Raw genomic sequence first — 22,791 nt, forward strand, 5'->3', positions numbered from 1 at the left:
AACGGATCGCGCGCAGGGCGGTTCCCCTCAGGTGCTGCGCGGGCGCAGCCGCAGCCAGACCAGTGCGACGGCGGCCAGCGTCAGAAACGGCACCATGGCGTAGTTGACCTTAGCCCAGCCCGCGACGGCGTCCACCGCCGACCCCATCAGGCCGCCCGACGAGAGCGAGGCCAGCGTCACCATCCCGAAGACCAGAAGGTCGTTGAGGCCCTGCACCGTGCCCCGCTCGTGCGCGGCGTGGTTCGCGGTCAGCATCGCGGTCGCCCCGATGAAGCCGAAGTTCCAACCGATGCCCAGAAGGATCAGCGCCCCGAAGAAGTTGAAGAGGGTCACACCCGCCAGCGCCATGATCCCGGCGGCGGCCAGGCACGCAAGCCCGGCCGAGATGATCCGCGTCGTGCCGAACCGCGCGATCAGGTGGCCGGTGAAGAAGCTGGGCGCATACATCGCGATGACATGGGCCGAGACGATATCGGCCGCGTTCCCGGTCGAGAAACCGCAGCCCACGACCGCCAGTGGCGTCGAGGTCATGACGAGGTTCATCAGCGCGTAGGTCACCATCCCGCAGACCACGGCGACGACGATCGCGGGCTCGCGCAGAAGCTGGCCGCGGCTGCGCCCGCGCGGCGCGTCGGCAGCCGGCTTGGCGGGGGTGGGGATGTCGAGGAGGAAGAAGAGCCACAGCCCGACGAGGTTCAGGACGATGACCGCGCCGTAGGTATAAAGGAACGGGATCACCGTCGCGTCCGATGTCAGCTTGACCAGTTGCGGCCCGATCAGTGCCGAGATCAGACCCCCCGCCATGACGTAGCTGATGGCCTTGGGGCGGAAGGCCTCGGACGCGGTGTCGGTGGCGGCGAAGCGGTAGAAGCCCAGCGTCGACATGAAGATGCCGGTCAGATACGCGCCCGCGAGGAAGATCGCGAAACTGGACGTGATCAGTCCCGTGAGCGACAGCGCCGCCCCGCAGGCCCCGGCGACGGCCCCGAGGACGAACCCGAAGCGTCGGCCTTTCGCCTGCATCAGCGGGCTGATCCAGGGCGCGGTCGTCATCGAGCCGAAGACGATCAGGCTGATGGGCAGGGTCGCCAGCAGCGGCGTCGGCGCGAGGCTCATCCCCGCGAGGCCGCCGACCACGAAGTTCATCGGAAGCTGCGCCCCGAGGATCGCCTGCGCCGCCACGAGGACGAGGACGTTGCGCCGCGCGCGGGAATCGTCGGGGATGTCGGTGATCGCCGTCATGACCGAAGACTACGCCGCGCCACCAAGGGTCACCAGCGCGGCATTGTATCGCTACGCGCGGGGCGCGATCAGATGTGCGAAGGACCCGCAGGCCGCCCCGCTCCGCAGACCCATGGGGGCAAGTGTCGTGCCCTCGGCATCGGTGGCCGCGAAGACGGGCTCCCCCTCGGCGCGCAGGGTCGTGGCGTAGTGGAACTCGTGCCCCGCCCAGCGCCCGGCGAAGGGCCCGGCATTCGCTTCGAGGTTGCGGTAGCCGAGATGAAGCCGGCGCGTCTCAAAGCTCGTCTCCAGCCGCAGAAGGCCCGCCATCGCGTGGTGGGTGCCGTTCGCGTCCACCAGCCCGTCGCCCATCACCATGTAGCCGCCGCATTCGCCGAAGACCGGTCTGTCGGCCAGCGACCCGAGGAAGTGCCCGGCGGCGGCGAGTCGCCCGGCGTGGAGTTCGGGATAGCCACCCGGCAGGTAGACCAGATCCGCGGGCGGCGCGGCCTCGTCGGCCAGCGGCGAGAAGATTCGCAGCTCCGCGCCCGCCGCCCACCAGCCGTCGAGGAGATGCGGATAGGCGAAGGCGAAGGCCGCGTCCCGCGCGACCGCGATCCGCTGGGCCGGGGGCGCCAGGGCGCGGGGCGGCGCGTCGGGCAGCGGGGCAGCACATGCGACGAGCGCGTCGAGATCGACATGGGCCGCAACGACCTGCGCGGCATGGGCGAGGAAGGCGTCGAGATCGGGATGCTCCTCGGCCTGCACGAGACCCAGATGGCGGGCGGGCAGGGTGAGCTCCGCATCGCGCGGGATCGCGCCCAACACCGGCAACGGACAGGCGCGGCGCAGCATCGCGGCGTGGCGTTCCGATCCGACCCGGTTCAGGATCACGCCGGCAACCCGCACGTCCGGATCATGCGCGGCGAATCCCGAGACCAGCGGGGCCACCGACTGCGCCATGCGCGCCGCATCGACGACCAGCACGACGGGCAGCGCCATCTGCCGCGCGAGATCGGCCACGGCACCGCGCCCGTCCGGCGGAGCCCCGTCGAAAAGGCCCATCGCGCCCTCGATGAGAAGAAGGCCCGGTCCTGCGGCGAGGCCCGCGATCATCGCGGGGGCCATCGCCCAAGCATCGAGATTGGGACAGGGCGCGCCGGTCGCCGCGGCATGGAAGCGCGGGTCGATATAGTCGGGGCCGGATTTCGCCCCGCGGACGTCGTGACCCGCCTGCCGGAGCGCGCTGAGCAAACCCAGCGTCACGGTCGTCTTGCCCGCGCCCGAGGACGGCGCGGCGAGGATCAGGCCGGGCATGGGGGCGTCACGCGCTTTCGGCGGGCCGTCGCCGGTCGAGTGGGTCGAGATCGCGTGGAGGCTCGCCCGCCGCCTGCGCCTGCCAGTCGAGCGCTTGGCGCAGGGCCACGGCCATGCCGATGCAGATGATGGCGGGCGGCTCGAGCCCGGCGGCGGCGATGTCGGCCTCGCAGTCACAAAGCGTCGTCTCGATCGTGCGCTGGCCGTCCAGCGTGGCGGTGGTCGTGACGGCCACCGGCTCGGACGGGCTGCGCCCCGCGGCGATCAGCTGGGCCGCGATCTGGCCGATATGCTTCATCCCCATGTAGAGCACGATCACTTGGCTGCCGCGCGCGATCCCGGCCCAGTCTACCGCCGTGGGGGCGGCCCCGCTGGCGTCGTGTCCGGTGACGAAGGTGACCGATTGGTTCACGTCGCGATGCGTCACCGGGATGCCCGCGTAGGCCAGCCCCGCGATCCCGGCGGTGATGCCCGGCACGATGCGGATGGGCACGCCGTGCTGCACCAGCATCTGCGCCTCCTCGCCGCCGCGCCCGAAGACGAAGGGATCGCCACCCTTGAGGCGCAACACACGTTTGCCCGCGCGGGCCAGCTCGACCAGCCGCAGCGAAATGTCGCGCTGCTTGGCCGAGGGTTTGCCGCCGCGCTTGCCGGCATAGATGCGCTCGGCCTGCGGCGCCCAGTCGAGGATCGCCTCGCCCACCAGCGCGTCGTAGACGATCACGTCCGCTTGCCGCAGCGCGTTCAGCCCGTGCAGCGTCAGAAGGCCCGGATCGCCCGGACCGGCGCCACACAGCCAGACCCAGCCGCGTTGCAGCTCGGGCCAGTCGTTCGGAGGGAGTTCGGATGTCATGATTCCTTCCTGACGTGGCCTGCGCGATTTGGAAAGACGGCGCGCGACCATTGGCGGTCCGCGGGCGGCGTGGCATGGGTTGGCACATGAACGACGCGCCGAAGCTGCGCCGGGGCTGGACCACCGGCGCCTGTGCCACCGCCGCGGCCAAGGCCGCGCTTGCGGGGCTGTGGGGCGGGGCCGTGCCGCGCGAGGTCGAGATCGTACTGCCCCGCGGGGAACGGCCGGTCTTCGCCGTCGCGGGGGGGCGGGTCGGCGATGGCTGGGCCGAGGCCGCGGTGGTCAAGGACGCGGGCGACGACCCCGACGTCACCCATGGCGCGACTATCGTTGTACGTGTTGCCGCCTCGGACGGGGGCGTCGTGTTCCGCGCGGGCGACGGCGTCGGCACCGTGACGAAGCCCGGCCTGCCCATCGCGGTGGGCGAGCCCGCGATCAACCCGGTCCCCCGCGCGATGCTGGACGAGGTCGTGGCCGAGGCGGCGGCGGAGTATGGCCAGCGCCCGGATATCGAGATCATCGTCTCGGTGCCCGGCGGCGCGGCACTGGCAGCAAAGACGTGGAACCCGCGCCTTGGGATCGAGGGCGGACTTTCGATCCTCGGCACCACGGGCATCGTGAGGCCCTTCAGTTGCGCGGCCTGGATCGCGTCCATCCATCGCGGGATCGACGTGGCCGCCGCGTCCGGCCTGACCCATGTGGCGGGCTGCACCGGGGCCACGTCCGAGCGCGTGGTGCAGGCGCTCCATGGCCTGCCGGATCACGCGATGCTGGACATGGGCGATTTCGCGGGCGGGATGTTGAAATACCTGCGCCGCCACCCAATCGCGCGGGTCACGATCGGCGGCGGCGTGGGCAAGCTGGCGAAGCTGGGGCAGGGGGCGATGGACCTCCATTCCGGGCGCTCGCAGGCGGATTTCGCGGGGCTGAGCGACTGGTCAGGTACCGATCTGACGGGTTGCAACACGGTGCTCGAGGCGGTGACGCGGGTGCCGCGTTTGGCCGAGCGGATCGGGGCCGAGGCCCGGCGCGCGGTCCTTGGCGTGATCGACGCCGAGGTCGACGTGGTCGTGATCGACCGCGCGGGCGAAGTGCTGACCCATGCGCGGTGACGTGCTGGTGCTGGCGGGCACGGCCGAGGCGCGGGCGGTGCTCGCGCGCTGCCGCGGGTTGCGCGTGACGGCCTCGCTGGCCGGGGCGACGGACGCGCCCCGCGATCTCGGGGTGCCGACGAACCGGGGCGGCTTCGGCGGTGCCGACGGCTTTCGCGCGGCGCTCGCGCAGCATTCCGCTGTCCTCGACGCGACGCACCCCTTCGCCTCTTCGATCAGCAGCCGGACCGCGACGATCTGCGCCGAATGCGCCGTGCCCTATCTGCGCCTGACCCGCGCGCCTTGGCCGGTCGAGCCGGGCTGGATCTGCCACGCGGATGTCGCAACCTGTGCCGAGGCGCTGCCTGCAGGCGCGCGCGTCCTTCTGACCACCGGGCCGGGGGCGCTCGACGCATTCCTCGGGCGGGGTCTCGATCTGACCTGCCGGCGCGTCGATCCGGCCCCGCCCCGCGCGGGGGTCGATTGGGTCATCGGGACGCCGCCCTTTACCGAATGCGACGAAGCGGCCTTGATGCGGGATCGCGCGATCACCCATCTGGTGACGAAGAACAGCGGCGGGTCGCGGGCCAAGCTCGATGCGGCGCGCCGTTTGGGCGTGTCCGTCCACGTCATCGACCGACCGCCCCGACCTCCCGGAGACGAGACCCATGATATCGACCGCGCCCATGCCTTCATCCTCGCCCATGCGGATCATCGCGGGGCCCGATGACGTCGCCGAGGGTGCGGCCTGGCTGGCCGGGGCCTGTCCCCGCATGGCGGCGGCCCTCGACCGGGTCGGACCTTTGCCGCTGCGGCGGCGCGAGGACGGGTTCGGGGCCCTTCTCTCGGCGATCGTCGGCCAGCAGGTCAGCGTCGCCTCGGCATTGGCGATTAATGGGCGGCTCGCCGATGCCGGGCTGGTGACCGAGGTCGCCATCCGTGCATCCACCGAGGACGATCTGAAGGCCTGCGGTCTTTCGCGCCAGAAGATGCGCTACGCCCGCGCGCTGGCCGAGGCCGGCATCGACTGGACCGCCCTGCGTGTCATGCCCACCGACGAGGTCGTGGCCACCCTGACCGCCGTGCCGGGCATCGGGGCCTGGACGGCCGAAATCTACGCGATGTTCAGCCTCGGCCATGCCGACGTCTTCGCCCCGGGCGACCTGGCGCTGCAGGAGGGCGCGCGGATGGTCTACGGCCAAGCGGATCGCCCGACGGAGCGAGCCCTGCGCGCCTGGTCGGCGGATTGGTCGCCCTGGCGTTCGGTTGCGGCACGGCTCTTCTGGGCCTACTACGCGCGGGAGAAGCGTCGGGAGGGCATCGCGTGACACTCAGGTATGAGCGCCGGGGGCCTGAAGCGCCCGACCGGCTGGTGATCTTCCTGCACGGCTACGGGGCGAATGCCGCCGACCTGATCGGGCTGGCCGATCCGCTGGGCCCGCATCTGCCCGGCACTGCTTTCCTTGCCCCCGACGCGCCCGAGGAACTTCCCGGTATGCCCGGCGGATTCCAGTGGTTCCCGATCCCGTGGCTTGACGGGTCCAGCGAAGAGGCCGCGCAGGCCGGGATGGCGCGCGCCATCGAGGACCTGAACGCATGGCTCGACGAGGTGATCGCGGCCGAGGGCGTGCCGATCTCGAATGTCGCGCTCTTCGGGTTCAGCCAAGGCACCATGATGGCGCTGCATGTCGGCCCCCGTCGCGACCCCGGACTGGCCGGAATCGTGGGATTCTCGGGGCGGCTTTTGTCGCCCGAGACGCTGGCCGACGAGGTGGCGACCCGGCCCCCGGTCCTGCTGGTCCATGGCGATGCCGACGAGGTCGTGCCGGTCCAGTCGCTTCCGCAGGCCGCCGAGGCGTTGGAAGGGGCGGGGTTCGATCGCGTCTATGCCCATATTATGAAGGGCACCGGCCACGGGATCGCGCCCGACGGTCTGTCGGTCGCGCTGGCCTTCCTGCGGGACATCTGGAGCGTCGAGAGCGACTGAACGGACACGTCGAAAAACCGTCATCGAACCCCGCTATCTGGGCCCTTGTCAGTCCTCGGCACCCATATATAGTCCGAGCTGACGGGGGCCACGCGCCCGACGACCGGGCGCGCCGCCCCCACGCCAGGGGATGCGAGCGCAATGCTTCCTGCGACCGACACGATCGACCCGGATTTCCGAACCGCCTTCACCCGCGATCCCGCCGGCCTGCGTCACTTCCCGGCACTTGTGCTGAACGCCGATTACCGCCCGCTGAGCTATTATCCGCTCTCGCTCTGGCCGTGGCAGGATGCGGTCAAGGCCGCCTTCCTCGATCGCGTCACCATCGTCAGCGAATACGAGGAGGTGGTCCGCTCACCGACCACCGTGATCCGCATCCCGTCGGTCGTGGTCCTCAAGGATTACGTCAAGCCGCAGCGGCAGGTCGCCTTCACGCGCTTCAACCTGTTCCTGCGCGACGAATTCTGCTGCCAGTATTGCGGCGCGCGCGGTGATTTGACCTTCGATCACGTGGTGCCCCGCGCGCGGGGCGGCATCACCTCGTGGGAGAACGTGGTCGCGGCCTGCGGGCGGTGCAATCTGCGCAAGGGCTCTCGCTCGCTCAAGCAGGTCGGGTTCACGCTGCGCAAGCCGCCCCGGCAACCGGCCTCCGCCGAGCTGATGAATCTCGGGCGCAAGTTCCCACCGAACCACCTACACGACAGCTGGATGGACTTCCTCTACTGGGATGCCGAACTGGAGGCCTGAGGCCGCCGGCGACGCCGCCTAGCCGTCACGTCCCGGCTCAGCGGGATCGTTCGAGTAGAGGGCGATCTTGTTGCCTTGGGGATCGCGAAGATAGCCGACATAGAACGCCGCCCCGTATTCGGCGCGGAACCCCGGCGCGCCCTCGTCCCGGCCCCCGGCCGCGATCGCCGCGGCATGAAGGTCGCGGACGTCCCGCTGGCTCCGGGCCTCGAAGGCGATCATCGACCCGTTTCCGGTCGAGGCCGGGCCGCCGTCGAAGGGCGGTTTGACGTAGAACTCCGTCAGACCGGCCGGGTGATCCGGCCTCAAGGCGTAGCTCAGACCCTCGGGCCCTTCGGTCACACCGTAGCCAAGCGCGGGCAGGATCGCCGCGTAAAACCGCTTGGCGCGCGGAATGTCGTCGGCCCCGACGGTGACGTAGCCGATCATCGGGCAGGTCCGCATGGGCTGCGGCAGCGTTCGGGCGGGCAGGACGTCATCCGTCATCCATAGGCCGGAACGTGCCGCGCCTCCAGCGCCCGGCTGCCGTCCCGGTATCAGACCAGTCCCGGCGCGCCCCCGAGCCGCCTGGCCAAGGGCGCGACCGTCAGCCCCTGCACGATGATCGAGAAGAGCACCACGATATAGGTCGCCGTGAGCATCACGGGCGTCCATTCACCGTCGGGCAAGGACAGGACCAGTGCGACCGAGATGCCGCCCTTCAACCCGCCCCAGGTCATGATGCGCGTCAGCCCCGTCTCCATGTTCTCGGAAAAGGGGCGGAGCAGCGTGACGGGCACCACGACGGCGGCGAACCGCGCCACGAGGTGCAGGACGATCGCGGCCAGCCCGGCGAGGAGGTAGGACGCATCGAATGCGACCGCGAAGACCTCGACCCCGATCAGAAGGAAGAGGACCGCATTCAGGATTTCGTCGATCAGGGTCCAGAACGTGTCGACATGGGCGCGCGTCTTGTCCGACATCCCGTATTTGGAGCCGACATCGCCGATCAGAAGCCCCGCGACCACCGCCATGATCGGGGCCGAGACATGGAGGAGGAGGCTGAGCTGGTAGCCGCCAAACGCGAGGGCCAGCGTGATGAGGACCTCGAGCGGAGGATCGTCGATGCGGCGCATGACGCGGAATGCGAGGTACCCGAGGGCCGCGCCGAGCGCCGCGCCGCCGAACGCCTCCTGCACGAAGAGGATCGCCGCCGCCTCGAGGCCCGAACCGTGCGCGTCGCCCGCCGGATAGGCGAGGCCGACGAGGACGAGGAAGACGACGTAGCCGACGCCGTCGTTGAAGAGGCTCTCGCCCGCGATCTTGGTTTCCAGCGATTTCGGCAGGTTGGCCGCGCGCAACACGCCCAGCACCGCGACCGGATCGGTGGGCGAGATCAGCGCGCCGAAGACCAGCGCGATCAGGAGCGGCGCGCCGGTGATCCAACTGAACCCGATCCCCGCGATGGCAGTCGAAAGGCCGACACCGATGGTCGCCATCAGAAGGACGAGGACCCATTCGCGCTTGAGGTCAGCGACCTTGACGTGGAGCGCGCCGGCAAAGAGCAGAAGGCCGAGCATCCCTTCGAGCAGCGCGTCCGAGAATTCGATGTCGAGGACGACGGTCCGGATCTCGGCCGCCAGGCCCCAGGACGGCACGGCGAGGTCCACCAGCATCAGCATCAGCGATGCGGCCAGCGCCACGATCAGGATGCCGATCGCCGAAGGCAGCTTGAGGAACAGGTGGTTCACGGCCCCGAACGCCCCTGCCATGACGAGGAGGAGCGAGGCGATCTGGAGAAGGTCCATGGATCAGGATCCGATCGTGCGGGGGATGTCGAACGTGGGCGGCGCGAGGGTGAAACCCTCGAAGCGAAAGCCGGGCGAGACGGTACAGCTGACGAGTGTCCAGTCGCCGGTCGTGCGCGCGGCCTGCCAATGGTCCTTCGGCACGCAGCCCTGCATCGACTGGCGCAGGATGTCGGGGCCGAGCACCGTGTCGGTCGCGGGACCGGCATCATCCGGCGAAATGCTCAGCACGAGCGGCGCGCCCGCGTGCCAGAACCAGAGCTCGTCGGCATCGACGCAGTGCCAGTGACTTCCGCCGCCGTCGCGGAGGAGGAACAGGATCGCCGTACCCGCGGGCCGCATGCCCGGCGCGGCCTCGGACACGAAGGTCTGGCGGTAGAATCCGCCCTCCGGATGGGGTGCGAGGTCGAGCGCCGCGATGATCTCGTCGGCGGTCATGCGAGGCGCGTCCGCCAGAGCGTATAGAGCCCCGCCGCCACGATCACCGCGATCCCGGCCAGCGCCAGACCGTCGGGCCAGTCGCCGAAGATCGCCAACCCGATCACGGCCGCGACAGGGATTTCGAGGTATTGCATGGGTGCCAGCGTGGCCGAGGGCGCATGGCGCAGGGACCACGTCATCAGGAGGTGTCCGAAGGTTCCGAGCAGACCCATTGCCAGAAGGACCGGCAGGTGCCCCGCGATCGGCAGAAGTGCCACGGGTCCGACATTCGGGAGCGCGAGGTAGAGCGCGCCGAGGCCCGCCACAGCCATGGCCCCCGACGCCGCCTGCATCGGGATGGGGTCCGCCTCGGACGCGACGCGACGCGTGACCAGCATGAAGGCGGCGAAGACGAACGCGACCCCGAGGGGGTAGAGCACGGCCCAACCGACTTCGACGAAGCTCGGCTGCATCACCATGAGGGTGCCCGCAAAGCCTACCGCGCAGGCGGCGAGGCGGCGGGGCCCGACCTCCTCGCCGAGGATCATATGCCCCATGAGGAGGAGGATGAACGGCATGACGAAGGCGATGGCCAGTGCATCGGCCAGCGGCAGGTAGGTCAGTCCCTTGGTCATCAGCCAGATGCCCGTAACCTGCAGTACCGTGCGCAGGCCCGTCAGCCTCCAGCCTAGCGGCGACATGCGCCAGCTCTGCCCCGAAAGCCGGACGAGCGGGATCAGGATCACGGCCTGCACCACGAAGCGGATGAAGACGAGCTGCAGGACCGGGAAGGTGCCCGCCGCGATCTTGGCCATCGCGTCCGAAAGCGGGGCGGTGACGCAGAAGCCCAGCATCAGCGCCATGCCCAGTGCGGGGCGGTCGATCCGGGGGGCGGCGGCGGCATCCATGGCCGCGACGCTAGGCCCGGGCGGTCGGGGCGGCAAGCGCCCCGGCCTCTGGATCAGGCGCGCAGGATGCTGCGCCCGGCGTAGCGTGCCGTCTCGCCCAGCATCTCCTCGATGCGAATTAGCTGATTGTACTTGGCCAGCCGGTCCGACCGCGCGAGGCTGCCGGTCTTGATCTGACCGCAATTCGTGGCGACGGCGAGGTCGGCGATGGTCGCGTCCTCAGTCTCGCCAGAGCGGTGCGACATGACGCAGGTCATGCGGTTGCGATGTGCGATCTCGACCGCCTCCAGCGTCTCCGAGAGGGTGCCGATCTGGTTGACCTTCACGAGAAGCGAATTCGCGGCACCCTTCTCGATGCCATCGGCGAGACGCGCGGGATTGGTCACGAAGAGGTCGTCGCCCACGAGTTGGACCTTGTCGCCCAGCGCCTCGGTCAGGGCGACCCAGCCGTCCCAGTCGTCCTCGCCCATTCCGTCTTCGATGGACAGGATTGGGTAGTCGCGCACCAGCGCCGCGAGGTAGTCGACGTTTTCGTCGGACGAGAGGATTTTGTCTTCCCCGACAAGGTGATAGGCGCCGTCCTTGAAGTATTCGGTCGCCGCGCAATCGAGCGCCAGCCAGATGTCGTCGCCGGGCCGGTAGCCCGCCTTTTCGACCGCCTTCAGCACGAAGTCGAGCGCGTCGCGCGTCGAGCTGAGGTCCGGCGCGAAGCCGCCCTCGTCGCCGATCCCGGTCGAGAGGCCCGCCGCCGACAGCTCGCCCTTGAGCGTGTGGAAGATCTCCGAGCCCATCCGCACCGCGTCGGCGATGCTCTCGGCGGCGACTGGCATGATCATGAATTCCTGGATGTCGATCGGGTTGTCGGCATGCTCGCCGCCATTGACGATGTTCATCATCGGCACCGGCAGCATCCGCGCCGAGGTACCGCCGACATAGCGGTAGAGCGGCATCCCCGAGGCTTCGGCAGCGGCCTTGGCGACGGCCATCGACACGCCGAGGATGGCGTTGGCGCCTAGCCGCGACTTGTTCGGCGTCCCATCGAGCTCGATCATGATGGCGTCGATGGCTTCCTGCTCGGTGGCGTCGAAGCCCGTGATCGCGTCCATGATCTCACCGTTGACGGCCTCGACCGCGCCGAGCACCCCCTTGCCCTTGTAGCGACCCTTGTCGCCGTCGCGCTTCTCGACCGCTTCGTAGGCGCCCGTCGAGGCACCCGAGGGCACGGCGGCGCGGCCCAGCGTGCCGTCCTCGAGGATGACGTCGACCTCGACCGTGGGGTTGCCCCGGCTGTCCAGGATCTCGCGCGCGTGAATGTCGGTGATGGTGAACATGGGGGTGTGCCTCCGGCTTCGCTCGGCGTTCCCTTAGCGCGGGGGCTCAGGTTTGGGAAGCCAGCCGCGCGAGCCGAGCCTCGCGCAGAAGAGTGTAGAGCCCTGATACGATGATGATCCCGACCCCCAGAAGCGTCGCCGCGTCGGGTCGTTCCGAAAAGGCCACCATGCCGATGACCAATGCGAAGACCATCCGGCTGTAGCGCAGCGACGAGACGACGGCGATGTCGCCCAGCCGGGTCGCCGCCACGATCGCGATGTAGGCCGCGACGCCGATGATGACGCAGAGCCCCAGGATCGCTGACTGGCTCGGCTCCGGCCAGACGAGCGGCTGACCCTGCACCGCCTGGAGGAGCAGCCCCGCGGGGACCAGCGCCGCGAAGGCGTGGAGCGACAGGCGCGGGTCGCTGATCTCGGGCGGCATGGTGCGCGTCGCGAGGTCGCGCGCCGAGAGCGCGATGGTCGCGCCGACTGCCAGCAGGATGGCCGGATCGAAGCTGTCGGCGCCGGGGCGCAGTATGACGAGGACGCCCGCGAAGCCGACGCCGATCGCGGCCCAGCGCCGCCATCCGACATGGGCGCCTAGCACCAGGGCCGCCCCCATCGCCACGACGAGCGGTGTCGCCTGGATCACCGCCGACGCGGTGGCCAGCGGGATGGTCGTGATGGCCGAGACGAAGAATAGCGTGCCGATCACCTCGAAGCCGGAGCGGACGAGAACGCGCCGGTCGAGATAGAGCGGCGAGCGAAGGCCCCCGCCGCGCTGCCCGAGCCAGAGCGCGAAGACGAGGGCCCCGCCGAGGCCCAGCATCCAGATGATCTGGGCCGGCGGGATGCGGTTGGCCAAGGCCTTGATGAGCCCGTCCTCGAGCGCAAAACAGGCCATGGCTGCGACCATCAGCGCGCAGCCCTTCAGCGTATCGCTCACCGCCCGGCGGCCCGATGGCGCATCGCATTCGCGCGCATCGCGCGGGTCATGGATCCGGCTCCTGCCGCTGCTCCGGGCCTCATGCCAACGCCTGCACGCTCACCGGCGCCGCGTCCCGAACAGCTCAAGCCGGTGCCCCTTCAGGTCGTAACCCAGCCGGTCCGCGATCCGCTCCTGCAGGGCTTCGATCTCGGGGTCGACGAACTCGATCACCTCGCCGGTCTGCATGTCGATCAGGTGGTCGTGATGATCCCGCTTGGCATCCTCCCAGCGGGCGCGGCCGTCGCCGAACTCGCGCCGCTCGACGATGCCCGCCTCCTCGAAGAGTGCAACCGTCCGGTAGACTGTCGCGACCGAAATGCTCGGGTCGACGGCCGCGGCACGGGCGTGGATCGTCTCGACATCCGGGTGGTCGTCGGCGGCCTCGAGCACGCGGGCGATGACGCGGCGCGGTCCGGTCAGCCGCAGGTTGGCCGCCTCGCAGCGCTGGATGATCGTCGGCGTCGTCATGGGGGCCTCCCTAGTGCGCGGCCGGGCGGGGGTCTAGGTGCCGCAGAAGGTGCGGGTCACGCGTTCGTCCGCGGTGGCGGGGCGGCGGTAAGGGGCATTGGCCTCGGTCTCGACCCAAGGATCGGCGAGAACGGCATGGAGCGCGTGGAACGGCGCGTCGTCGCCGCCTTCGGCCGCGCGGATCGCCGCCTCGACCTGGTGGTTGCGCGGGATGATCGCGGGGTTGGCGCGCGCCATCGCGGCGGTATCGGGGTCCGTCGTCTGCCAGCGGGCGAACCAGTCGTCGAAGGCGCCCGGGTCGGTGAACTGGTCGCGCGCGGTCTCCGGTGCCACGGCCAGCGCGCGGAAGGTGTTCGTGAAATCGGCCTGACCCGCGGCCATGATCGCCAGCAATTCCATCGCGAGGCTCATGTCCGGCGTTCCGATCTTGGCCGTCATGACGCGCGTCCATGCGTTGGCATAAAGATCGTGGAACCCTTCCAGCGCCGAGGTCGCCTCGGCCACTGCCGCCTCGCGCTCGCCCATCATCGGCAGGAGGGCGGTCGCCAGCTGGGCGAGGTTCCACAGCGCGATGTCGGGCTGCTTCGACCAGGCATAGCGGCCGAACTGGTCGATGCTGCTGAAGACGGTGTTGGGGTGGTAGGCTTCCATGAAGGCGCAGGGGCCGTAGTCGATGGTCTCGCCCGAGATCGTCATGTTGTCCGTGTTCATCACGCCATGCACGAAGCCGAGGCCCATCCACTGCGCGATGAGCGTGGCCTGCACGTCCATCACGTGCTGCAGAAGACCCACCGGGCCGTCGGCGTCCGGGGCATGGCGCGCAATCGCATAGTCCAGCAGGCGCTTGAGGGCGTCGGTGTCCTCGCGCGCCGCGAACACCTGGAAGGTTCCGACGCGGATATGGCTCGCCGCGACGCGGGTCAGGACGGCGCCGGGCAGCGGGCCCTCCTGGCGAAGGACCGTCTCGCCGGTCCGGACGGCGGCCAACGCGCGGGTCGTCGGCACGCCCAACGCATGCATCGCCTCGGACAGGAGGTATTCGCGGATGACCGGGCCAATCGCCGCGCGGCCATCCCCCTTGCGGCTATAGGGCGTGGGCCCGCTGCCCTTGAGCTGGATGTCGACCCGCCGCCCGTCCGCGACATGCTCGCCCAGAAGGATCGCGCGCCCGTCACCCAGCTGCGGCGACCAGCCGCCGAACTGGTGCCCGGCATAGAGCTGGGCCAGCGGATCGGCCCCCTCGGGGACGCGGTTGCCGGCAAAGATCTCGGGGGCCGCACGCAGGGCCGAGACGTCGAGCCCCAGCTCGCCCGCCAATCCCTCGTTCAGCGCAATCCAGGACGGGGCCGCGACCGGCGTCGGCGCCATCCGGGTATGAAACCGGTCGGGGAGGCGGGCATAGCTGTTGTCGAAGGCGAACATCTCTCATCCTCTGGCCGGAAATACCTCGGGGGGGTGCGGGGGGCTGGCCTCCCGCTGCTCAGAGCCGGGCGAGCCGGGTGGTCAACAGATCGTAGAACCCGTCCGCGTCGATGCCACCGATGAAGGTCGCGTTCGGGGCGCGCTCCGTGACCCGCCACCAGTCGGCCACCGTCATCCCGCGGGTCAGCGGGCTGTCGACCTCGATCTCGACATTGATCTCGCGCCCGGTGAAAAGGTCGGGCCGCAGAAGCCACGCGATCACGCAAGGATCGTGGAGCGGCGCGCCTTCGGAGCCGTATTTCTCCTTGTCGAACCGCTCGAAGAAATCGGTCCAGGCGGCGACCATATCACCCACCTTGGTGCCCAGGTCGCGGAACGCCTGGACCCGCGCCGCCGTCGTCAGCGCCTTGTGCGTCACGTCGAGCGGCAGGACCGTGATCGGGATGCCCGATGCGAACACGTCGCGGGCGGCCTCGGGGTCGACATAGATGTTGAACTCGGCGGCGGGTGTGATGTTGCCCACCTCGAAATAGGCCCCGCCCATCAGGACGATCCGCGCGATCCGGTCGGCGATATCGGGCGCGCGGGCGAGGGCGGTCGCGATATTCGTCAGCGGCCCGAGAGGGCAGAGCGTGACGGTGCCGGCGTCATGGGCGCGGAGCGTTTCGATGATGAAGCCCACCCCGTCTTCTGAGGTCAGCGGCATCTCGGGCTCGGGCAGTTGCGGGCCGTCGAGGCCGGTCTTGCCGTGGACATGCTCGGCGGTCACGAGGTCGCGGGCCAGCGGTCGGTCGCATCCGGCATGGACGGGGATGTCGCGGCGCCCGGCCAACTCGCAGACGATCCGCGCATTCTTCGCGGTCAGCGCCAGCGGCACGTTGCCCGCGACGGCGGTGATCCCCAGCACGTCGAATTCGGGCGAGGCGAGGGCCAGCAGGATGGCGACGGCGTCGTCCTGTCCGGGGTCGGTGTCGATGATGATCTTCTGGGTCATGGCCTCAGGTAGAGGACGGCGCGCGCCGGTTGTCCAGCGTGCGCCGCCTGCATGTCCGGTCAGCCGTCGAAATCGACCTCCTCGACCAGGCGCAGGGCCTCGGCGCGATGGCTGGCGATGGCGGTCAGATCGGTCGTGTCGGCCTCGAGTGCGCCCCAGCCCGCCACGAGGTCCGAGGGGGACGCGTCGGGCGATGCGGGGTATTCGTGGACCACGTCGGCATAGATCTCCTGCGCCTCGGGCGACGAGAGATATTCCATGAAGGCCAGCGCCTCGGCCTCGTTGGCGGCCCCGTTGACCATGGCCACGCCCGAGATGTTCACATGCGATCCCTGGCCGTCGGCGAAGGACGGAAAGTCGATGCGAACGGCATTCGCCCATTCAGACTGTTCCTCGTCCGCCAGCATCGCACCCATGTAGTAGGTGTTGCCCAGCGAGATGTCGCATTCGCCGGCCCAGATCGACTTGACCTGCGCGCGGTCATTGCCCTCGGGTGACTTCGCGAGGTTCGCCTTCAGCCCTTCCAGCCAGGTCTTCGTGGCCTCGGCGCCGTTATGCTCGATCATCGCCGAGACGAGGCCGATCGTGTAGACATGCGTCCCCGAGCGGGTGCAGATGCGGCCCGACCAGATCGGATCGGCGAGTTGTTCGTAGGTCGTGATCTCGCCCGGTGCGACACGGTCGTTCGAGGCATAGACGATCCGTGCCCGCGTGGTCAGGCCGAACCAATGGCCCTCGTCGTCGCGCAGCGCGTCGGGGATGTTGGCCTCGAGCACCTCCGACGACACGGCCTGCGTGACGCCCGCCTCCTTGGCCTCGGCCAGTCGCGAGATGTCGACCGTGAAGAGAAGGTCCGCCGGCGAGCGCGGCCCCTCGGCCACCAGCCGCTCGGTGATGCCCTTGTCGATGAAGACTACGTTGGCGGTATGCCCGGTCGCCGCCTCGAAGCCGTCGACCAGCGGCTGGATCAGCTCGGGCTGACGATAGGAATAGACGTTGACCTCCCCCGCGAAGACCGGCGCGGCGACGGTCAGGGCGGTGGTGGCGAGAATGGCGTGGCGCAGCATCGCGGCCTCCTTGGTTGCATGGCCGCGACTATTCCCGACTAAATCTGTCAGGTCAATCCCGACTCTTCTTGTCGGATACTTTTTCCCGCGCCTTCGCCGCGTCCCAGAGCGCGTCCATCTCGGTCAGATCGGACTGTGCCGGGCTGCGCCCGTCGGCGGCCAGCGCATCCTCGATCGCCTCGAAGCGCCGGATGAACTTGGCGTTCGCGGCGCGGAGCGCGGATTCGGGGTCGACCTTGAGGTGGCGCGCGAGGTTCGCGACCACGAAGAGGAGGTCGCCCATCTCCTCCTCGATCTCGGCCGCCGTCGCCGTCTCGCGGGCCTCGACCAGTTCCGCCGCCTCCTCGCGCAGCTTGTCTAGGACCGCGACCGTCTCGGGCCAGTCGAACCCGACCCGCGCCGCGCGATTCTGCAGCTTCACCGCCCGCATCAGCGCGGGCAGGCCCATCGCCACGCCGTCCAGGGTGCGCCCCGACCGCTCGGCAGCCTTCGACGCTTCCCAATCCGAGACCTGCTGGGCGGCGGACTTGTCACGGTCGCCGTCGCCCCAGATATGCGGGTGCCGGTCGACCATCTTCTGCGCGACCCGCTCGGCGATGGAGTGGAAGTCGAACCGTCCCGCCTCGGCCCCCATCTCGGCGTGGTAGACGACCTGCAACAGAAGGTCGCCAAGCTCTCCCTCCAATTCGTCCCATGCGTCCCGATCGATGGCGTCGGCGACCTCGTAGGCCTCCTCGATGGTGTAGGGTGCGATGGACGCGAAATCCTGCTCGATGTCCCATGGGCATCCGGTTTCGGGATCGCGCAGCCGGGCCATGATCGCCAGAAGACGCGGCAGGCCCCCGCCGGGCGTCGTGCAAAGGGTGTCGTCGGCCATTGGCATTCTCCGCTGTCGGGTGTTTCCTGCCCCGAGCCCCAGCCGGAGGACAAGCCCATGCCCGTCATCAACTCCATCGCCGCCCTGCAACCCGAGATGCAGGAATGGCGCCGCTGGCTGCACCGCAATCCCGAGTTGCAGTTCGACCTCGAGAAGACGAGCGGCTTCGTGGCCGAGAAGCTGCGCGCGTTCGGCATTACCGAGATCCACGAGGGCATCGCGAAGACCGGCATCGTCGCGATCATCGAGGGGCAGGGACCAGGGCCGACCATCGGGCTGCGCGCCGACATGGACGCGCTGCCGATCCCCGAGGCGACGGGCGTCGAACATGCCTCCGAAACGCCGGGCAAGATGCATGCCTGCGGCCATGACGGCCATACGACCATGCTGCTGGGGGCCGCGAAATACCTGGCAGAGACGCGCAATTTCGCGGGGCGGGTCGCGCTGATCTTCCAGCCCGCCGAAGAAGGCGGCGGCGGCGGCGAGGTGATGGTGCAGGAGGGGATCATGGACCGGTTCGAGATCGAGCAGGTCTACGGCATCCACAACGCGCCGAACTTCGCAGAAGGCCAGTTCTTCACCACGCCGGGGCCGATCATGGCCGCCGTGGACACGTTCCATGTCGACATAACCGGCAAGGGGGGGCATGGCGCTATGCCGCACGAGACGAAGGATCCGATCGTCGCGGCCCTCGGGATCGGCAACGCCATCCAGACCATCGTGTCGCGCAACCATTACGCGCTGGACGAGCTGGTCGTCTCGATCACGCAGATCCACACCGGCACGGCCGACAATATCGTGCCGGGCACCGCGTTCCTGGGCGGGACGGTCCGGACCTTCGATCCGGTCGTGCAGGACATGGTCGAGCGGCGGCTGGGCCAGATCGTGGCCGGTCAGGCGGCGGCTTACGACGTCGAAGCCACGCTCCGCTACGAGCGCGGCTATCCGGCGACCGTCAATGATGCCGAGCGCGCGGGCTTCGCCGCCACGGTCGCCGCCGACGTGGTGGGCGAGGACGCCGTCACCGCGGACAATCCGCGCGAGATGGGGGCCGAGGATTTCAGCTACATGCTGGCGGCGCGGCCCGGCGCCTACCTGTTCCTCGGGGCCGGGGACGGGCCCGTGCTTCACCACCCCGCATACGATTTCAACGACGAGATCGCCCCCATCGGCGCGAGCTTCTTCGCCCGCATGGTCGAGATCGCCCAGCCGGTGCGCTGACCCGCGCGTCGATATCCGGCAACATCCGGGGACGCGTCATCGACCCCCGGAGGAGCTTCCGTATGCGCCCGATCCTGATGTTCGCCCTGTCGCTGGCCGCTGCCACGACGGCGTCGGCCCAGCGGCTCGACGTCCCGATCGTCCCCTATTGCAACCAGGCGACCACGGAAGCAGCGTGTTCGAGCGTCGGGACCGTGATGGGGCTCCATCCGAATGGCGACGGATTCCTGTCGGTCCGGACCGGACCCGGCACCAACTATCGCAAGATCGACGAGCTGCAAAACGGGGACCGGGTCACGATCATCAACGGTCAGGGCGGCTGGCTCGGGGTCGAGTGCGGCGCGGGTCGGTCCGGCTGGGCAGATGGCAACTGGATCGGCAACCGCATGTCCTGATCGGCTAGTACGGCGCGATCCGGCTGTCGCGCAAGCGGGTCTTGAGGCGCTCGGCACTCCATCCCGCGGCCCGGTAACTGGCGATGCTGCGCGCATCATCGCGCTTGGCGAGGCGTTTGCCGTCGCGGTCTCGGACCAGATCTTGATGCAGGTAGTCGGGCGTCGCCAACCCGAGCAGGCCCTGGAGTGCCACATGTATCGGCGTCGCCTCTTCGAGATCGGCGCCGCGCGTCACGAGGTCGATGCCTTGCGCCGCGTCGTCCACGACCACGGCGAGGTGGTAGCTGGTCCCGAAGTCGCGCCGCGCGAGGACGACGTCACCGATGCCTTCGCGAAACGCGCCTGCTTCCATGGTGCGAGGCGCGCCACGCTCGGTCCAGCGGAGGTCGTCCACGGCCGCCGCATCGAGGCGCAGTGCGACGCCGTTCGGGCGCGGTCCCGTCCGCGACGCACTACGGCAGGTGCCCGGATAGACGATGCCGTCGGGTCCAAGGAGGGGTGCGCCCTCTTGCGGGGCGCTGGCTGCGGCCAGAATGTCGCGCCGGTTGCAGGTACAAGGATAGAGAAGGCCCTGCGCCCAGAGCGCGTCGAGCGCCGCGCCATACGCCGCCATTCGCTCCGACTGCCGCATCACGGGCTCGGGCCAGTCGAGGCCCAGCCAGCGCAGGTCATCGTAGATTGCCGCCTCCCATTCGTGGCGCGACCGCTGACGGTCGATATCCTCGATCCGAAGCAGCATGTCGCCCGCTTCGTCCGCCACCATCGCGGCCCAGGCATGGCCCAGATGCAGCGGTCCGGTGGGCGAGGGGGCGAAGCGGGTGCGCGTCACCCCAACCTGCACAGCAGATGTACGGTCGAGCCCTCGACGCCCGCCTGTCCGGGCAGGTGCGGCCCGTGTTCGGCCGCGATCAGGCGGGCGCGCCCCTCGGCCTGTACATCGGCCAAGGCGTCGAGATAGGGCCGGGCTTGAAGTGTGGCGTCGTTATACGAAAACGCGAGGAGGGTGCCGGGGGTCATCGCCGCGACCAGTGCGCCCAGCGTCTCGGGCGGCGCGGCCCCGAGCGAGATGACGCCGGCCGCCCCGATCGCCGCGTAATCCGACAGGTCCGGGATCTCGCCCGGCGTGGCGAGGAAGAGACGGCGATACACGCCTTTGGCCTCGGCCCGCGCGCGCATTTCGGGCGTGATGTCGGTGCCGTCGATCGCCGCGAAACCCTCGGCAGCCAGCGCCTCGCCCGAAAGGCCCGTGCCGCAGCCGAAATCGAGGATCGGGGCGTCCCGCGCGGGCAGATGCGCCGCCAGCATCGCCGCCAGTCGGCGGGGCGTGGCATAGCCTGCTTCGGTCAGATCCGCGTCGTAGCTGTCGGCCCATTCCGCATAGAGCGCGCGCGCCTCTTCGGGCGGGCGCGCGGTCCAGAGGCCGTGTTTGAGCGTGGGCTTGGTCATCCGCCCGAGCTTAGGGGCAGGACCATGCGCTGTCACCGCCGCCGTCGGTTCATTCCGCCGCTTCGCGCAGCCCCAGCCAGGCTGTCCAATCCGCCTTGGCGCGGTCGGTATAGAGCTTGTAGCGCGTGGCCCGGTTGCGCCGACCGCCCCGTGCGTCGACCGGCGGGAAGAGCCCGAAATTGACGTTCATCGGCTGGAACGTCTTGGCGTCCGCCCCGCCCGTAATGTGCCGGACCAGCGCGCCCATGGCGGTCGTGCCGGGCGCGGGGGGCAGCGACTCGCCGCGCATCTCGGCCGCCGCCATCCGACCGGCGAGAAGGCCCATCGCGGCGCTCTCGACATAGCCCTCGACGCCGGTGATCTGGCCTGCGAAGCGAATATGCGGCTTCGAGCGGAGGCGCATCTCGGCGTCGAGCAGGGTCGGCGAGTTGATGAAGGTGTTGCGGTGGATGCCGCCCAACCGCGCGAAGCTCGCGTCCTGCAGTCCGGGAATCATAGCGAAAACAGACTTCTGCGCGCCGTACTTCATCTTGGTCTGGAAGCCGACGATGTTGTAGAGCGTGCCCAACGCGTTGTCGCGACGCAGCTGGACGACGGCGTAGGCCTTGGTCTGCGGATCGTGCGGGTTGGTCAGGCCGACGGGTTTCATCGGGCCGAAGCGCAGCGTCTCGCGTCCGCGCTCGGCCATGACTTCGATGGGCAGGCATCCGTCGAAATATCCGGCCGTCTCGCCCGGCTTGAACTCGGTCTTCTCGGCGGCGAGCAGCGCGTCGATGAACGCCTCGTAGGTCTCGCGGTCCATCGGGCAGTTGATATAGGCCGTCCGCTCGTCCTCGGTGTCGCCCTTGTCGTAGCGCGACTGGCGCCAGGCTTGTCCCATGTCGATCGTGTCGGCATGGACGATGGGCGCGATGGCATCGAAGAAGGCGAGGCTCTCCTGTCCGGCCTCGTCGGCGATGGACTGCGCCAGCGCGCTGCCGGTCAGGGGCCCGGTGGCGATGATCCAGTGACCTGACGCGGGCAGGGCTGTCACCTCCTCGTCCACGATCTCGATCAGCGGGTGGGCTCGCAGCCGCGCGGTCACGGCCTCGGCGAACGGGTCGCGGTCGACGGCCAGCGCGCCGCCGGCGGGCAGGCGATGCGCGTCCGCCATTTCCATGATGAGGCCGCCCGCCGCCCGCATCTCCCAATGGAGAAGGCCCACGGCGTTCTGCTCGTCGTCGTCCGAACGGAACGAGTTGGAACACACCATCTCGGCCAGTGACCCGGTGCGATGCGCGAAGGTGCCGACCGTGGGCCGCATCTCGTGGATGGTGACGGGCACGCCTGCGTTCGCCGCCTGCCACGCGGCCTCGGATCCGGCCATGCCGCCGCCGACGATGTGCAATCTGTCTGTCATGGCGCCCCGGATAGACCCTTCGGCCCGCGGGTGGAAGGCGTCAGGCGCCGCAGAACCATTCGACCACGGACCGCAGCGTGGCGTCCCCGTGCCGCGTCTCGTGATAGGCGATCCAGAGTTCGCCCGAGATGGCGTTGTCCGGCAGGTCGGCCAGCACGATCTCGTCGGTTTCCTCGGCCATGAAACCGGGCAACACGCCCGGCAGGCCCGTCGCCTGGATCATGTCCAGCATCATCGGCATCTCGTCGACCCGGTAGGTCGGCGAGGCGTTCGCGTCCTTGTAGATCTCGCGCACCAGATCGGCGTCCGGATACCGCTGCGACAGGCCGATCCACTGACCGTCGAGCACGTGGTCGCGCCCGTGATAGACGGATAGGTTGTAGTCGCGGAACTTGCGCGCTTTCAGCCGTCCGCCCTCGGGGCGTCCGATGCGAACCTGGATGTCGGCCTCGCCCAGCCCTTGGGAGTAGACCTTGTCGGTCAGTGTCAGGCGGACGTTCGGCAGATCGTGGGCCATCGTCCTCGTGCGGGGCAGGACATAGTGGTGATGCACGGCGGGCGGTGCGGCGATCTCGATCCCGACCGGCGTATTGCGGTCGCCCGCCTTCATCGTCGCCATCGCGCCGCGCAGCTTCTGCTCGATTTCCTCGCCGATCTCGGCCAGCCGCTTGGCGGATTCGGTCGCGACGAAGGCTTGGCCCCGCTTCTCGAAAAGCGGCACGCCCAACTCCTGGCTGACCCGTTCGATCCGGCGCGACACGGTGGCGACATTGGTGTCGAGAAAGCGAGCCGCGGCGGACATGGTCCCGTGCCGCATCATGGATAGAACGAATTTGAGATCGTCCCAGTTGTCCAAGCTCATGCCGACCT

General features: G+C 69.3%; 25 protein-coding genes. 7 read left to right on the forward strand and 18 right to left on the reverse strand.

Features of this window, described 5'->3' with window-relative positions:
- Nucleotides 1–27: 27 nt before the first annotated feature.
- The 3 genes from ACK8OR_RS02280 to cobA are packed head-to-tail and all read right to left on the reverse strand — an operon-like array spanning nt 28 to nt 3,391.
- Complete coding sequence (locus ACK8OR_RS02280; RefSeq protein WP_410187851.1) at nt 28–1,242, reverse strand: MFS transporter; 1,215 nt, start codon at nt 1,240–1,242, stop codon at nt 28–30.
- 51 nt (nt 1,243–1,293) lie between these two features.
- The gene (locus tag ACK8OR_RS02285) at nt 1,294–2,538 is read right to left on the reverse strand and encodes a cobyrinate a,c-diamide synthase (RefSeq protein WP_410187852.1); all 1,245 of its coding nucleotides are present in this window, start codon (nt 2,536–2,538) and stop codon (nt 1,294–1,296) included.
- Nucleotides 2,539–2,545: 7 nt separating this feature from the next.
- Nucleotides 2,546–3,391, reverse strand: coding sequence for a uroporphyrinogen-III C-methyltransferase (gene cobA / locus ACK8OR_RS02290; RefSeq protein ID WP_410187853.1), 846 nt, complete (start codon nt 3,389–3,391; stop codon nt 2,546–2,548).
- Between the two features lie 86 nt (nt 3,392–3,477).
- Here cobA and ACK8OR_RS02295 point away from each other — a divergent pair, with 86 nt between their 5' ends.
- The 5 genes from ACK8OR_RS02295 to ACK8OR_RS02315 all read left to right on the forward strand — a co-directional run bounded on the left by ACK8OR_RS02295 (nt 3,478) and on the right by ACK8OR_RS02315 (nt 7,216).
- Nucleotides 3,478–4,503: a cobalt-precorrin-5B (C(1))-methyltransferase gene (locus tag ACK8OR_RS02295; protein WP_410187854.1), complete on the forward strand. Its 1,026-nt coding sequence runs from the start codon at nt 3,478–3,480 to the stop codon at nt 4,501–4,503.
- Nucleotides 4,493–5,212 (forward strand): precorrin-6A/cobalt-precorrin-6A reductase, encoded by a 720-nt coding sequence (locus ACK8OR_RS02300; protein ID WP_410187855.1) that lies wholly within the window; start codon nt 4,493–4,495, stop codon nt 5,210–5,212. The genes ACK8OR_RS02295 and ACK8OR_RS02300 overlap by 11 nt, the downstream gene beginning before the upstream one ends.
- The gene (locus ACK8OR_RS02305; RefSeq protein WP_410187856.1) at nt 5,187–5,810 is read left to right on the forward strand and encodes a DNA-3-methyladenine glycosylase family protein; all 624 of its coding nucleotides are present in this window, start codon (nt 5,187–5,189) and stop codon (nt 5,808–5,810) included. The genes ACK8OR_RS02300 and ACK8OR_RS02305 overlap by 26 nt, the downstream gene beginning before the upstream one ends.
- The gene (locus ACK8OR_RS02310) at nt 5,807–6,469 is read left to right on the forward strand and encodes an alpha/beta hydrolase (protein WP_410187857.1); all 663 of its coding nucleotides are present in this window, start codon (nt 5,807–5,809) and stop codon (nt 6,467–6,469) included. Before ACK8OR_RS02305 ends, ACK8OR_RS02310 begins: the two co-directional genes overlap by 4 nt.
- Nucleotides 6,470–6,631: 162 nt before the next feature.
- A complete protein-coding gene (locus tag ACK8OR_RS02315; RefSeq protein ID WP_410189854.1) occupies nt 6,632–7,216 on the forward strand; it encodes an HNH endonuclease in 585 nt (194 codons plus the stop codon).
- 18 nt (nt 7,217–7,234) lie between these two features.
- On the opposite strand, the gene ACK8OR_RS02320 is transcribed toward ACK8OR_RS02315, so the two are convergent.
- The 11 genes from ACK8OR_RS02320 to mazG form a co-directional block, all read right to left on the reverse strand.
- The gene (locus ACK8OR_RS02320) at nt 7,235–7,645 is read right to left on the reverse strand and encodes a VOC family protein (RefSeq protein WP_410189855.1); all 411 of its coding nucleotides are present in this window, start codon (nt 7,643–7,645) and stop codon (nt 7,235–7,237) included.
- Nucleotides 7,646–7,752: 107 nt separating this feature from the next.
- On the reverse strand, nt 7,753–9,003 hold the full coding sequence (locus ACK8OR_RS02325) for a cation:proton antiporter (protein WP_410187858.1): 1,251 nt from the start codon (nt 9,001–9,003) through the stop codon (nt 7,753–7,755).
- Between the two features lie 3 nt (nt 9,004–9,006).
- Nucleotides 9,007–9,441, reverse strand: a complete 435-nt coding sequence (locus tag ACK8OR_RS02330) for a cupin domain-containing protein (RefSeq protein ID WP_410187859.1) — start codon at nt 9,439–9,441, stop codon at nt 9,007–9,009.
- The gene (locus ACK8OR_RS02335) at nt 9,438–10,331 is read right to left on the reverse strand and encodes a DMT family transporter (protein ID WP_410187860.1); all 894 of its coding nucleotides are present in this window, start codon (nt 10,329–10,331) and stop codon (nt 9,438–9,440) included. Before ACK8OR_RS02335 ends, ACK8OR_RS02330 begins: the two co-directional genes overlap by 4 nt.
- A gap of 53 nt (nt 10,332–10,384) precedes the next feature.
- Entirely contained in the window at nt 10,385–11,662 is a 1,278-nt protein-coding gene (eno, locus tag ACK8OR_RS02340; RefSeq protein WP_410187861.1) for a phosphopyruvate hydratase, read from the reverse strand.
- A gap of 46 nt (nt 11,663–11,708) precedes the next feature.
- Nucleotides 11,709–12,590: a DMT family transporter gene (locus ACK8OR_RS02345; protein ID WP_410187862.1), complete on the reverse strand. Its 882-nt coding sequence runs from the start codon at nt 12,588–12,590 to the stop codon at nt 11,709–11,711.
- 99 nt (nt 12,591–12,689) lie between these two features.
- On the reverse strand, nt 12,690–13,100 hold the full coding sequence (locus tag ACK8OR_RS02350; protein WP_410187863.1) for a Fur family transcriptional regulator: 411 nt from the start codon (nt 13,098–13,100) through the stop codon (nt 12,690–12,692).
- 33 nt (nt 13,101–13,133) lie between these two features.
- Entirely contained in the window at nt 13,134–14,522 is a 1,389-nt protein-coding gene (locus ACK8OR_RS02355; protein WP_410187864.1) for a protein adenylyltransferase SelO, read from the reverse strand.
- Between the two features lie 58 nt (nt 14,523–14,580).
- On the reverse strand, nt 14,581–15,516 hold the full coding sequence (locus ACK8OR_RS02360) for a nucleoside hydrolase (protein WP_410187865.1): 936 nt from the start codon (nt 15,514–15,516) through the stop codon (nt 14,581–14,583).
- A gap of 59 nt (nt 15,517–15,575) precedes the next feature.
- Complete coding sequence (locus ACK8OR_RS02365; protein WP_410187866.1) at nt 15,576–16,583, reverse strand: extracellular solute-binding protein; 1,008 nt, start codon at nt 16,581–16,583, stop codon at nt 15,576–15,578.
- 52 nt (nt 16,584–16,635) lie between these two features.
- Entirely contained in the window at nt 16,636–17,460 is an 825-nt protein-coding gene (gene mazG, locus ACK8OR_RS02370; protein ID WP_410187867.1) for a nucleoside triphosphate pyrophosphohydrolase, read from the reverse strand.
- A 57-nt stretch (nt 17,461–17,517) separates the two neighbouring features.
- Between mazG and ACK8OR_RS02375 the strand changes: the two genes are divergently transcribed.
- Nucleotides 17,518–18,681 (forward strand): M20 aminoacylase family protein, encoded by a 1,164-nt coding sequence (locus ACK8OR_RS02375; RefSeq protein WP_410187868.1) that lies wholly within the window; start codon nt 17,518–17,520, stop codon nt 18,679–18,681.
- Between the two features lie 62 nt (nt 18,682–18,743).
- Nucleotides 18,744–19,076: an SH3 domain-containing protein gene (locus tag ACK8OR_RS02380; protein WP_410187869.1), complete on the forward strand. Its 333-nt coding sequence runs from the start codon at nt 18,744–18,746 to the stop codon at nt 19,074–19,076.
- A gap of 4 nt (nt 19,077–19,080) precedes the next feature.
- Here ACK8OR_RS02380 and gluQRS read toward each other — a convergent pair whose 3' ends face one another.
- The 4 genes from gluQRS to ACK8OR_RS02400 are packed head-to-tail and all read right to left on the reverse strand — an operon-like array spanning nt 19,081 to nt 22,783.
- Nucleotides 19,081–19,905, reverse strand: a complete 825-nt coding sequence (gluQRS, locus tag ACK8OR_RS02385; RefSeq protein ID WP_410187870.1) for a tRNA glutamyl-Q(34) synthetase GluQRS — start codon at nt 19,903–19,905, stop codon at nt 19,081–19,083.
- Nucleotides 19,902–20,522 (reverse strand): class I SAM-dependent DNA methyltransferase, encoded by a 621-nt coding sequence (locus ACK8OR_RS02390; RefSeq protein WP_410187871.1) that lies wholly within the window; start codon nt 20,520–20,522, stop codon nt 19,902–19,904. The genes gluQRS and ACK8OR_RS02390 overlap by 4 nt, the downstream gene beginning before the upstream one ends.
- A 49-nt stretch (nt 20,523–20,571) precedes the next feature.
- Nucleotides 20,572–21,921 (reverse strand): methylenetetrahydrofolate--tRNA-(uracil(54)-C(5))-methyltransferase (FADH(2)-oxidizing) TrmFO, encoded by a 1,350-nt coding sequence (trmFO, locus tag ACK8OR_RS02395; protein WP_410187872.1) that lies wholly within the window; start codon nt 21,919–21,921, stop codon nt 20,572–20,574.
- A 40-nt stretch (nt 21,922–21,961) separates the two neighbouring features.
- Entirely contained in the window at nt 21,962–22,783 is an 822-nt protein-coding gene (locus tag ACK8OR_RS02400; protein ID WP_410187873.1) for a LysR family transcriptional regulator, read from the reverse strand.
- Nucleotides 22,784–22,791: the final 8 nt, after the last annotated feature.

The organism is Jannaschia halovivens (assembly GCF_046452375.1).
GTDB lineage: Bacteria > Pseudomonadota > Alphaproteobacteria > Rhodobacterales > Rhodobacteraceae > Jannaschia > Jannaschia halovivens.